Consider the following 12,282-nt stretch of genomic DNA (forward strand, 5'->3'; position numbering starts at 1 on the left):
CAAGCGCGTGTGCTGAACATTTGAACCCTTTTTAGCGCGTCCCGAAAAGACGATCGCCCGCATCACCCAGACCGGGGACGATGTATCCGTGTTCATCAAGCTTCTGATCCACGCAACACGTTACGATCTGCACATCAGGGTGCAGCTTCGTCATGTAATCAATGCCTTCCGGTGCCGCGAGCAGGCAGGCGAAAACAGGTGAAATCGCACCCGCTTCCTTGACGCGCGCTACAGCCGCCGCAGCGGAATGCCCGGTGGCGAGCATCGGGTCCAGAACAATACATGTCCGCCCCGGAACGTCGCTTGGCATATTGAAATAATATTCGCTGACTTCCAGCGTTTCATGGTCGCGGCGCAGACCAATATGTCCCACACGCGCAGACGGAACCAGATCCAGCATTCCGTCCAGAAGGCCGTTTCCTGCGCGCAGAATGGAGACGAAGCAGAGCTTCTTGCCGTCCAGTTCCTCACCTTCCATTGGCCCGCTCGGGGCTTCAATATGGCGAGACGCCAGAGAAAGCCCGCGCGTCGCTTCATAGGCCAGAAGCAGACTGAGCTCACGGGTCAGCCGACGAAAGCCTGCTGTAGATGTATTCTTATCACGCAGACGGGTCAGCTTGTGGCGCACCAGCGGGTGGTCGAGAACGATAGGCGGCAGCGCCTGACTCATGCTTTTTCTCCTTCGGCCGGGCGAAAATCGAGTGCCAGACCGTTCATGCAATACCGTAACCCTGTGGGCGGTGGCCCATCAGGAAAAACATGCCCCAGATGCCCATGACAACCCGCACAGTGCACTTCCGTCCGAACCATTCCGTGGCTGACGTCCTGCGTCGTCCCGACACCGTTTTCCAAAGGCGCGAAAAAAGACGGCCAGCCACTTCCGCTCTCGTATTTCGTGGCGGATGAAAAAAGTTCACGCCCACATCCTGCGCAGGCATAAATTCCTGCCCGCTTTTCATCATTCAGCGGGCTGGAACCGGGATATTCGGTGCCATGCTCGAGCAGGATACGGCGCTGTTCCGGCGTGAGGCCGACGCCACACCCCCCGCCATTGGTTCCCGAAACGGGACCGCAGCTTTGGGTCATGGTCAATCTCCAGAAAATCTGAGGTTTTCAGTCTTGGATATATGGAAGCCGCACGCCGCTTTGTCACGCATATCTGAGTGCAAGACATGAAACTTCCTGCCTCACCAGCCGTTTATGTTCGGCAACCCTGTTTCAGGAGGTAATGTCATGAGCTCCATTGAAGACAAGATCAAAGGCGCCACCAACAAGGTCGTCGGCAAGATCAAGGAAGAAGTTGGTCGTGTCACCGACGATGAAAAGCTTGAAGGTGAAGGCGTTGTCCAAAATCTAAAGGGACAGGCCCAGACCGCCAAGGGTGACGTCAAGGACGCCGTCAAGGGCGGCATCGACAAGATCTGACGCTCACGCGACTGTCATGTCACCTGCAACGCCCGCCATATGGCGGGCGTTCGCATTTTGGAGGAGAGGTGGCATAATGCCCGACAGTCTTTTCCTCCTTAATGCGAGACAGGAAGTCCAATCATGTCCCATACCGCTTCTTCTGCACGCCGCCCCGTCATGCTTGTCATTCTGGACGGGTTCGGCTGGCGTGAAGAAAACTCCGATAACGCGGTAAGACTGGCAAACACTCCAACGTTTGACGGACTTTGGGCGAATAACCCGCATGCTTTTCTTAAAACATGCGGAGAAGACGTCGGACTTCCTGAAGGTCAGATGGGAAATTCCGAGGTCGGCCACCTGAATATTGGTGCAGGCCGGGTCGTGATGCAGGAACTGCCTCGCATTTCCCGCAGTGCCCGTGATGGCTCACTCGCCGAAAATACAGCCCTCAAAGAATATATTCATGCGCTGAAGGTGTCAGGCGGAACCTGCCATCTGATGGGTCTCGTTTCTCCCGGCGGCGTTCATGCACACCAGGACCATATTCTGGCTCTCGCGAAAATCGTCAGCGCAGCGGGAGTGCCTGTCGCTCTACACATTTTCAGCGACGGCCGTGATACTCCCCCCCGCTCCGGTGAAGAATTCATCTCAGCGCTCCTTCGAGACCTGCCGGAGACCGTACAGATTGCCACGATCAGTGGTCGCTACTACGCCATGGACCGCGATCGCCGTTGGGAGCGCGTCAAGCTGGCCGTGGATGCGATCCGTGATGGCCAAGGCCCTCATGCAGATGACGCCCTCTCTGTACTCGAAGCCAGTTACGCGGAGGACAAGGGAGACGAGTTCGTCCTTCCAACCGTACTCGGACAGTATGGTGGCATGAAAGACGGCGACGGCATTCTCTCCTGTAATTTCCGTGCCGATCGTATCCGTCAGTTGCTGGACGTTCTCGTGGCTCCGGACTTTGATGGATACGCCAGCGGAGGCCGCATCAAGTTTGCCGCCATTACCGGCATGACGCGCTACTCGGATCACCTGTCGCCTTACATGACAGTCCTGTTCCCAAAAATTCCTTTGGAAGATCTTCTGGGTGAGGTCGTGGCCAAGGCTAACAAGACTCAGCTTCGTATGGCAGAAACTGAGAAATTCCCTCACGTCACATACTTCCTGAATGGTGGTCGTGAAGTTCAGCTTCCGGGCGAAGAACGCATTCTCGTGCCATCTCCCAAGGTCGCTACCTACGACCTGCAACCAGAAATGTCCGCTCCTGAGCTGACAGATCGTGCCGTAGAAGCCATTGATTCCGGCCGCTTCGACATGATCATTCTGAACTTCGCAAACCCGGATATGGTTGGCCACACAGGCTCCCTGCCCGCTGCCATCAAGGCCTGCGAAACCGTTGATCAAGGGCTGGGCCGCATCAATGACGCACTTGTCCGCGCAGGTGGCACACTGATCGTCACCGCCGATCACGGAAACTGCGAAACCATGCGCGACCCTGAGACGGGCGGCGTTCATACGGCCCACACCCTCAACGTCGTTCCGGTCATTCTGGCCCATGCTGACGGCAAAACGCTTCACGACGGACGCCTGGCAGACCTGGCCCCGACGCTTCTGGCACTTCTGGGTCTTGCTCAGCCCCCAGCGATGACGGGCGTCTCCCTACTTGAAAACGCCTGACTCAGCCGTCGTTCTGCCACTGGTTTTGGCGTTCTCGCCATTGCTGGTGGCCGCGACTGCGTCCACGCCTCATGGGCATCATACCACTACCCACGCCCACCCGACGCATGCCCTAAGTGCGGGACAACAAGCGCTCGCCCGTGCTCAAGCGGCTCGGAAAGCGCTTGAGACACAGCAGGCTCAGGAAGCCGCCACACTCCGTGCCAGACAGGCTGCTGCCGTTGCCGCACAGCAAAAGGTCCTGCAGGACAGCGCGCGAAAAGATGCACTGGCCGCTCAGACCCACACGGCCCAGACCGTTGTACAGACGACACGTTCCCGTATCGCGGCTTTGAATGTCGAAATCGCAGATCTCACCAGTCGGCAAGCAAACGTGCGGCAGGATATCGCCCACGAAAACCAAGCGCTCCAACCGCTCCTGCCCGTTGCAGCGAGACTCTCGATAGCGCCCGATGCTGCTCTGCTAGCCTCCCCGACGACTGCAACTGAGAGCATTACCGCACTTTCCATTTTAGGAGGTTTCTCCCGCCTGACCCAGCAGCGGGCTGCAAACCTGCAAACGAAGGAAGATGAGCTTCAGGAGATCGGTGCCACTCTGGAGGCCCGCCAGAAAGAGCTCGATGGCCTCCTTCAGTCACAAACTCATCAACGCGATATCGCAGCCGCCAGAACCCGCATTGCGGCCAAACAGGAAAATGTTTCGGACCAGGCCGCACGCCGTGCGAAATCCGCAGTTGCCGAAGCGATGAAGGCGTCTGCGGACCTTTCTGCAGAAATTGACGCAATCGCCCGACAGGAAGCTCAGGCCAAAGCAACACTGGAAGCCGAGGCCCGTGCGCTCGCAAAGAGCCATCAGATGGAACAGGCCCGCAAAGCCCGTGCTCAGGTCAAGGCTCTTTCCGCCGGAAACGGTGTTTCTTCCGGGAGCGGCCACGCACCTGTCACCGGGCGTATTGCGGTTCGCTGGGGACAGGATACGGAAGCCGGTCCGTCAACAGGCATCACCTATGCCGCTGTACCTTCTGCATCCGTTCAAGCTCCGTGCAGTGGCCGAATCGTCTTTTCCGGTCCGTTCCGCTCTTTTGGACAGATGTTGATTCTGGATTGCGGACAGAATTACCGTTTTGTTCTTTCCGGCCTGGGGTCATTGGGTGTTTCCAGCGGGCAAAGTGTCAGGAAAGCTGCCGCACTCGGGCAAATGCCGTCTGCTGAGGGGTTACTCTTTGTCCAGCTGCGCCACGGCGCCCAGATCGTCAGCCCTGCTCCGTTTCTGTGACCCTGTTTTCTGACAGGGCAGGACACTGTAAGATCACGTCTTAACATTTCGGCAACCCGTTTCGCGCTAGTTCACACACTGCAAGAGACGCCGGAAGCACGCCCGTTCCCGAGGATGGAGATCACATGAAGTTCCGTACTGGCCTGTTGCTGGGCACCGCCTTTCTGGCCGGACTGGCTGTCGGACCGGGCGCACTGCGTCTCGTCGGGTCCGCTGGCAGTTTCCCCACCGCCGCCATCGCTCGCGACGTCTCTCACGACAACAGCGCTGAAACCGTTCGCCTCCTAACCCTGCTCGGCACGGTCATGGATGTCGTGAAAGCCGAATACGTCCATCCCGTGACGGACAAAGACCTCATCAACAATGCCCTGGACGGCATGGTTGGTGAACTCGATCCCCATTCGTCTTATATGACCGCCGCCCAGTTCAAGGACATGCAGACCGAGATTTCCGGCAAGTTCGGCGGTCTGGGCCTTCAGGTTCAGGCTGAATCCGGCCATGTGCGCGTTGTGTCTCCAATTGATGGCACGCCTGCCGCACGGGCTGGTATCCAGACTGGTGATTTCATCACCATGGTGGATCACAAGAGCATTGATGGCCTGACGCTTGATCAAGCTGTTCGCAAGATGCGCGGCGATCCGGGAACATCTATCAGCCTGACCGTGGTTCGCCCGAAAACGGGCAAGACACTCACGTTCGACATGAAGCGCGAAATCGTTCACGTCCAGATCGTACGGTCCGCTCTGTACGGCAGCACTGCGTATATTCGCCTGACAGAGTTCGACGATGATCTCGAAGGCGCAATGCATGCCGCCTTTGACAAGCTGAAGGCTGAAGCTGCCAAGAGTCCAGCCCACAAGCTGACAGGTATCATCCTTGATCTGCGGTCCAATCCGGGCGGCAAGCTCGATCAGGCTATTGCCGTCTCTGATGACTTCATCAAGGAAGGAGAAATCGTCTCCATCCGTGGGCGGCATGCTGAAAATAACCAGCGCTGGGATGCGCGCGGCACGGACATCACAAATGGCCTCCCGATTGTGGTTCTGACCAATGGCGGCTCTGCGTCTGCCAGTGAAATCGTGGCCGGAGCGCTGAAAGACCATCGTCGGGCTGTCATTCTGGGTGAAAAGACGTTCGGCAAGGGGTCTGTCCAAACGCTGATTCCTATTGGAGATCAGGGTGCCGTTCGCCTGACAACGGCGCGTTATTACACGCCATCTGGCCGTTCCATCCAGGGACTGGGCATCACGCCTGACATCCCCGTTGCGGAAACCAAGGACGATGACGCCTATGGTTATCGGGAAGCAGACCTGTCCCACATTCTGACCAATGTCGGTGGAAACCGAACAGCAGAAACGCCTCGGACCGATCTACCCCCGATCTCAAAGTCTATTCCGAAAGCTCCGCCGGCAGACTGGCCGAAATTTGATCTGACCAAACCTGCGACGGACTTCCAGCTGCAGCAGGCCATCAAGGTCGTCAACGCCATGGCTGGAATTTCCAATCCTGCACCGGCTGTAGAGCAGGCTACGGAAGTCAAAGCGCCTCCAGCAGACAAAAAGGCCGCTCCTGCACCGGCGCCGACGCACTAACCCGTAGAACGACACAGGACAGCCCAGACCGTGCAGAACCGTCCCGCTTCATCCCGCTCTGGGCTCTGGAGCCGCCTTCCCGTTATCGGGCGTCTTCTGATCGTGTTCTGGGGTGTCGTCCTGGTTGGTGGCACGTCAGCAGCCTTGATGCTTCGGCATCAAACACCTGCTGACGTGCCACCACAAAAAACCGAAACTGCTTTGGCGATACCGTCACACCCGCCAGAAAACACTGCTTCCGGTGAGAGGACATCCCCCCCGGCGACGCCGCTAAATCAGAATTCCAAAGGCGCTCTCAACGCAAATTCATCGGTCTCACCAGTGCAACCTGCGTCAGCTATAAAAACGCCGGAAATGCCGCCCCCGATTGCGCAGACAGCCCATACTGATCTGACAACAATTACAGCTTCAGGCAAAAGCGTTGTGGCCATCGTGCTCGAAGGTTTCGGGTATTCAGACGCCATGACATATGATGTCCTTTCCCGCATCCCTGAGCCTGTTGCGGTCGGTGTGTCACCCTATCTTGGCAATCTGACGGATGTCCTGTCCCGAGCACACGCGGCCCATCGCGAAACTTACGTCACACTCCCCATGCAAAGCGCTCATCCGGAGCAGGTTGACGAAGGCCCTCATGCGTTAGGCTATGGCAATTCGGAAGCGGAAGACCGACAGGAACTGGACTGGTGCCTCTCGCAGGCTAAAGGGGCCACAGGTCTAACCGATGCCTCCGAAGCCGGAGACAGCCAACCGGCAGATGGCTACGCAACTACGCCTGCATTTCAATCTCTGGCAGATACGATTTCCAGCCGTGGCTTTCTGTATATCAGCAGATCTTCGCAGGAAGACCGTCGTATCCGGGGTATGACAGCGTCCACGTGGATCAATGGTGACACAGATGCCAAAACGCTTGACGCAGAATTTTCCGCCCTAGTCCCGGAGGGGGCCAAGCCCACCCATGTTCTGTTGATGATGGGGCCGCTGACACCCGTTGCAATCGACCGCCTTGAAGCATGGTTGAAAAGCCCGGCGGCAGAGCGTTTCATTCTGGTCCCGCCCTCCGCACTTGCCGACAACGGCACGACGGATCATCAGGCATCCATCCAGTCAACAAACATCCAGGCGGCACCCCTATGACCGATTTTTCAGACCTGCCCTACCGCCCAAATGTTGGCGTGGCGTTGTTCAATCGTCATGGAGAGCTCTTCGTCGCCCGTCGCGCCGATCTTCCTGGAGACATCTGGCAATGCCCCCAGGGCGGTATTGATGACGGAGAAGACCCGCGAACTGCGGCCTTCCGTGAACTTGAAGAAGAAACTGGCTGTACGAAGGCGACACTGCTCGCGGAACGGTCAGACTGGCTGTCCTACGATCTTCCTGCTCCCCTGATTGGTCGTGCGCTAGGCGGAAAATTTAGAGGCCAGACACAGAAATGGTTCGTTCTCGGATTTGATGGGGAGGACGGGGATATCCGTCTGGATCTTCATCTCCCGCCCGAGTTCGATACATGGGAATGGATTGCCCCTGAGGATCTTCTTCAGCGCAATCTGGGGTTCAAGCGAGAGCTTTATGAAAAGCTCCTGCCTGAACTCAAAAACCTCTATCAGGCCGCTTCAAGAGACTGGCTTCGGACCAATCGGGCGTAGAGGCCGTTCTTCTTGAGCAGCTCAGCATGAGACCCAGATTCAACCGCTTTGCCTCCATCCATCACAACGATGACGTCGGCAGCCTGCACGGTTGAAAGTCGGTGCGCCACAATAACAGTGGTGCGACCTGTGCGAAGCGTACCGAGAGCTTCCTGCACACGAGATTCACTTTCGGAATCCAGCGCACTTGTTGCTTCGTCCAGCAACAGTACGCGCGGGTTACGCAGAAGAGCCCGCGCGAGAGCAACACGCTGTCGCTGTCCCCCTGAAAGGCGCCGTCCCCCCGGTCCAACACGCGTTTCCAATCCATGTGGAAGATTACCGAGAAAATCAACGGCCGCCATCCGACAGGCGTTTTCGACCTCTTCCCTGCTCGCATCCGGGCGGCCAATCCAGATATTTTCCATGAGAGACATATCGAAAAGTGTCGTGTCCTGACTAACATACGCGATCGCATCACGCAGGGACGATACGCGCACATCCCGAATATCTACACCCTCCAACAGAATACGTCCTGCCGTCACGTCATGCAGACGAGGAATGAGGGAAAGTGCAGTTGATTTTCCCGCACCACTAGGGCCCACCAGCGCCACTGTCTGCCCCGGTTGAACATCTAAGGTCAGACCGGCCAGTCCGACACGCCCATCCTCGTATTCGTAGGATGCCTGCTCAAAAACCAGATGCCCGGTTCCAGACGGGACAGCCTGAGCGTCCATACGCTCGACGACCGCTGGCGGCTCATCAATGACAGCAAAGACACGAGACAGCCCGGCCAATCCTTCCTGCATCGCCGTATTGAGAGAGCCCAGAGCCCGAATTGGGCGCGCCGCCGTCAACAGAGCCGTAATGAAAGCCGTGAAATCGCCAAGGGTGGCTCCCCCCATTGCAGCACGCCATCCAGCGAAGCCAAGTACGACAGCGACAGCAGTTCCGCCGAGAACTTCCAACACGGGATCAACACGCGCACGCCCCTTCGCAATCCGCAGAAACGCTATGTGCAACAGATCCAGGGAATGATCGACGCGCTTACTCTCCCGGCTTTCCATCCGGTAGATGCGCACCTGACGTGCCAAGGCGAAGCTTTCGTTGAGAAGCGCAGAAGTCTCGCCAATCTGCTCCTGCATCCCCCCCGACGCCCGACGAACCTTTTTACCAAGCTTCTGGATCGGCACAGCAGCAACCGGATAAAGCACTAGAGCAATCAGGCTAAGTTCCCAGTCAGCCCAGATCATGGCTGCTACAAGCCCGACCACAGTAACAGCGTCGCCCAGCGCATTCACGACCCGGACCATGGCTTCACGGATCGAAACAGCGTCTGTCGTGAAACGTGCGGCCCACTGAGCAGGTGCTTCGCGCTCAATGCGCGAAATGTCTGTTTGCAGGGCATGTGCGAACATCCGCGACTGAAGCCCACGGATAACAGTCAGTACCAGCCCCTGAACGGCAATTGTCTGCCCGTACTGGGAGGCAGCCTTGAGGGTCGTCACAATCACAACGAGTGCCGGCACCTGGTAGAGAATGCGCGGGTCCTGAGCCGCAAACATGTCTACAGCGCGTTTGATCACCACTGGATAGAGCGCCGTCAGCCCTGCCATCAGAACCGTCAGCACAACCACGCTCACAATCTGGCGCACGTGATGACGCATTTCATCACGCCAGATCCGTCGAATCAGAATCTGGCTGTCTGTATCAAGGGCTGTCTTTCTGCTCATTCGAGGGGGTTTAGCAGGCCTCTGCAAAAGCACGAAACCGCGACGACACCATGTGCCTACTCTGACGCGTCGCCCATCTCATCCAGAAGATACGCCATGCATGCGTCTCGGCCCGGAAGGCACCCCTGGTTCATCCACCATAAACGCCCCTTAGCCAACCACTGCCCCATGCCTGGGCCTGGCATAATCCCGACGTCTCTGGCCTCTTTGCCTCCAAGCGGGAACACAGGTTGTGGTTCCTGCGTCAGACGATCTCGCAGCCTGTTCCATTCAATACTCGGGGCACCAATCAGCGCAGCCTGCAACAACCAGCTTCTTTCCAGCAAAACGGGAAGGTTTTGTTCTACACGTGCTCGCCGGACATCGTCAGCAGACATTGCGGGTGCCAGATTTGGCTGACCAGAATCAAACAAACGCAGCCGGTCACGATCCGCATTGGAGAGCCTTAGACGCTCTGCCAACAATTCACCTTGCCCATGACCGAGAGCCGATAGCCGCAACACTGGATCTTCTGGCGCTTCACACATCAGAAGCCGCTGTAACAAGACCAGATTGGGTACAGGGATAATCCGAGCCAAAAGGCCGACGTCCTGCATAGCCTGCAACGTTTCCTGCAACCTTGGTCCCGTCAGGATCCGCAGCAGCTCTGAGGCAATCCGCTCGGCGGACAAGCCCTCAATCAGATCAAGCCGTTCCGCAATCGCCGTGCAGGCCTCATGATCGGGTGTTCCCCTGCCATAGCGCGCATCGAAGCGAAAAAATCTGAGCGCCCGCAGAGCATCTTCCTCAATGCGGCGCCCGGCATTTCCAACAAATCGAACGTGATGGGCTTCAAGGTCCCGGCTGCCCTGGAAATAGTCATGTAGACGATCATGCCGATCCAGAGACATCGCGTTGATGGTAAAATCGCGACGTGCGGCGTCTTCTTCCCAGCTTTCTGTCCAGGCAACCACAGCATGGCGACCATCTGTCTGCTCGTCACGCCGTAGGGTTGTAATTTCGTACGGCACACCACGAATCACAGCCGTCACCGTGCCATGAGATAATCCGGTCGGAATAACCCGGACTCCGTTAGCCTTCAGAATGTCCTGTACGATTTCGGGAGGCTCAGGCGTTGCCATATCCAGATCGTGCACGGAGACGCCGCGCAGCAGATCTCTGACGGACCCGCCAACCAGGCGTGCCTCTGGCAGGAGCCTCCACAAAACATCCAGACCACTCCGGTCGTCCAGACGGGCCAGAAGTCCGGATGTCTCCGTCATGGTTGACGTGATAACGGGAAGAAACAGTCTTGGCTCCAGACGCCCAGACACGGCTTCCCCTCTACATGTCCCTGCACAGCAAGGGCCGCGAGCTCAAAATGGACGGACCGGCTGATTCGCGCCTGTATCGGGAAATCACCTTCCCCGTTTCTCAAATGAACGTAAGGAATGGCTCCACACTCATCGAGCGGACGGTCCCAGTCACAGAGGATGGGGTGTTCCGGCCCCACGCAAACGAGTTCGTCCATATTGGTGCGAAAACAGAGCGTCTGGTGGCGCCCACAGCTTCCCCGAAAGTCCATTTCAACGGCGATGTAGGGAACATCCTCCACCTGAATAACCCCGCTTTCCATGGGTGTTTTCAGCCAGTACGTGCCTTCGCTATCTCGTGTCAGCATGGACGAAAACATGCAAAGCATCGCCTTGCGCGTCACGGGAGACCCCCGATACAGCCAGGTGCCATCCCGGCGAATCAGAAATGGAATTTTCCGGACACCGGCAGAGGGTGCTGCGGCAGCTTCAGCAGGTCCCGTCGCGGGGAAAACGTCAGATGGGGAGACATCCCGACAATCATGAGCGCTCAATTTTCCCTCCGGTTAAAATGAAAACTTCTCTTCTCACACCAAGTTGGGTGCAATCGAGCCTTGATGAAACCCCCACACCTGTCAGACTGGTGATATGAGCGAGCAGCATTATTCTACCGGCGCCTCCGCCGGAACCCTCCGGGGCGAAGCAGATGTGGCCGAGGCCGATCGTCTGGCCCCTGTTCTCCGCGATGTCCACACAGCTATCGGCAGTATCGTGCTGGGACAAGACCGGGTGATCGAGCAGGTTCTCGTCACGATCCTGTCTGGCGGTCACGCACTTCTGATGGGTGCGCCGGGCCTCGGGAAAACCCTTCTCGTCAACACGGCCTCCCGCGTACTGGGACTGGATGCCACGCGTATCCAGTTTACGCCTGATCTGATGCCGTCAGACATCACGGGTGCTGAAATCCTGGATCAGGACGTCAACGGACAGCGGGCCTTCCGATTCCTTCCTGGCCCGATCTTCGGACAGCTTGTACTGGCGGATGAAATCAACCGCGCAAGCCCCCGCACGCAGTCCGCCCTGTTGCAGGCCATGGCAGAGCACCGCGTGACGCAGGGTGGCAAGGATTACATTCTTCCAAGCCCCTTCCACGTTCTCGCAACACAGAACCCTATCGAGCAGGAGGGCACCTATCCGCTGCCAGAAGCCCAGCTCGATCGTTTCATGCTTCGCATTCCGCTGGATTTCCCCAACCGGGACGCAGAGCGCCAGATGCTCCTGCAAACAACGGGGGCTACAACGGCACAGGCTCCGACGCTTCTAAACGCCGAATCCCTTCTGGCAGCGCAGGCCCTCGTTCGTCGGCTGCCTATTGGTGATAAAATCGTTGACGCAATCCTGAGCCTGACGCGCGCCCTTCGTCCAGAAGACCCGTCTGCTTCTTCCGAAGTCCGGGACGCCGTTTCTTTCGGCCCAGGTCCTCGCGCCGCGCAGGCCCTGATGATTGCGACCCGTGCCCGCGCCCTGCTGAACGGCCGTCTTGCCCCCAGCCTGGACGATGTCATCGCGTTGGCCGAACCCGTCCTCTCACACCGTATCGGTCTTGGCTTCGGTGCGCGGGCCTCCGGCGTAACAGTCGAAGCCCTGATCCGCGCGCAGGCTCAAACGATTCTCTGACCC

Annotated in this window: 12 protein-coding genes; 7 read left to right on the forward strand and 5 right to left on the reverse strand. The window is 57.9% G+C overall.

Annotation, left to right across the window (positions count from 1 at the left end):
- Positions 1–31: 31 nt before the first annotated feature.
- Entirely contained in the window at positions 32–670 is a 639-nt protein-coding gene (gene upp, locus JN414_RS09585) for a uracil phosphoribosyltransferase (RefSeq protein ID WP_064275018.1), read from the reverse strand.
- Complete coding sequence (gene msrB, locus JN414_RS09590) at positions 667–1,086, reverse strand: peptide-methionine (R)-S-oxide reductase MsrB (RefSeq protein ID WP_086632972.1); 420 nt, start codon at positions 1,084–1,086, stop codon at positions 667–669. Before msrB ends, upp begins: the two co-directional genes overlap by 4 nt.
- A 147-nt stretch (positions 1,087–1,233) precedes the next feature.
- On the opposite strand from msrB, the gene JN414_RS09595 reads away from it, so the two are divergent.
- From JN414_RS09595 to JN414_RS09620, 6 genes are all read left to right on the forward strand, one after another.
- Complete coding sequence (locus JN414_RS09595) at positions 1,234–1,425, forward strand: CsbD family protein (protein WP_046901216.1); 192 nt, start codon at positions 1,234–1,236, stop codon at positions 1,423–1,425.
- 123 nt (positions 1,426–1,548) lie between these two features.
- Positions 1,549–3,087 carry a 2,3-bisphosphoglycerate-independent phosphoglycerate mutase gene (gene gpmI, locus JN414_RS09600; protein ID WP_202207692.1) on the forward strand — a complete coding sequence of 513 codons (1,539 nt, stop codon included), beginning with the start codon at positions 1,549–1,551 and terminating at the stop codon, positions 3,085–3,087.
- A complete protein-coding gene (locus JN414_RS09605; RefSeq protein WP_202207693.1) occupies positions 3,074–4,363 on the forward strand; it encodes a murein hydrolase activator EnvC in 1,290 nt (429 codons plus the stop codon). The genes gpmI and JN414_RS09605 overlap by 14 nt, the downstream gene beginning before the upstream one ends.
- 125 nt (positions 4,364–4,488) lie before the next feature.
- Positions 4,489–5,955 carry a S41 family peptidase gene (locus JN414_RS09610; RefSeq protein WP_099213195.1) on the forward strand — a complete coding sequence of 489 codons (1,467 nt, stop codon included), beginning with the start codon at positions 4,489–4,491 and terminating at the stop codon, positions 5,953–5,955.
- A gap of 30 nt (positions 5,956–5,985) precedes the next feature.
- Positions 5,986–7,089, forward strand: coding sequence for a divergent polysaccharide deacetylase family protein (locus JN414_RS09615; protein WP_202207694.1), 1,104 nt, complete (start codon positions 5,986–5,988; stop codon positions 7,087–7,089).
- Entirely contained in the window at positions 7,086–7,598 is a 513-nt protein-coding gene (locus JN414_RS09620; protein ID WP_202207695.1) for an RNA pyrophosphohydrolase, read from the forward strand. The genes JN414_RS09615 and JN414_RS09620 overlap by 4 nt, the downstream gene beginning before the upstream one ends.
- Here the strand turns inward: JN414_RS09620 and JN414_RS09625 are convergent.
- Genes JN414_RS09625 through JN414_RS09635 form a run of 3 tightly spaced genes read right to left on the reverse strand, consistent with a single transcriptional unit; the run spans position 7,556 to position 11,156 of the window.
- Complete coding sequence (locus tag JN414_RS09625; RefSeq protein WP_202207696.1) at positions 7,556–9,310, reverse strand: ABC transporter ATP-binding protein; 1,755 nt, start codon at positions 9,308–9,310, stop codon at positions 7,556–7,558. The genes JN414_RS09620 and JN414_RS09625 overlap by 43 nt on opposite strands.
- A 56-nt stretch (positions 9,311–9,366) precedes the next feature.
- Positions 9,367–10,572: a CCA tRNA nucleotidyltransferase gene (locus JN414_RS09630; protein WP_202207805.1), complete on the reverse strand. Its 1,206-nt coding sequence runs from the start codon at positions 10,570–10,572 to the stop codon at positions 9,367–9,369.
- Positions 10,569–11,156 carry a DUF1285 domain-containing protein gene (locus JN414_RS09635; protein ID WP_202207697.1) on the reverse strand — a complete coding sequence of 196 codons (588 nt, stop codon included), beginning with the start codon at positions 11,154–11,156 and terminating at the stop codon, positions 10,569–10,571. The genes JN414_RS09630 and JN414_RS09635 overlap by 4 nt, the downstream gene beginning before the upstream one ends.
- A gap of 94 nt (positions 11,157–11,250) precedes the next feature.
- Between JN414_RS09635 and JN414_RS09640 the strand changes: the two genes are divergently transcribed.
- On the forward strand, positions 11,251–12,279 hold the full coding sequence (locus tag JN414_RS09640) for a MoxR family ATPase (protein ID WP_202207698.1): 1,029 nt from the start codon (positions 11,251–11,253) through the stop codon (positions 12,277–12,279).
- Positions 12,280–12,282 lie beyond the last annotated feature (3 nt).

Origin of the sequence: Gluconobacter sp. Gdi (genome assembly GCF_014132155.1) — a bacterium.
In the GTDB taxonomy this organism is placed as follows: Bacteria; Pseudomonadota; Alphaproteobacteria; order Acetobacterales; family Acetobacteraceae; genus Gluconobacter.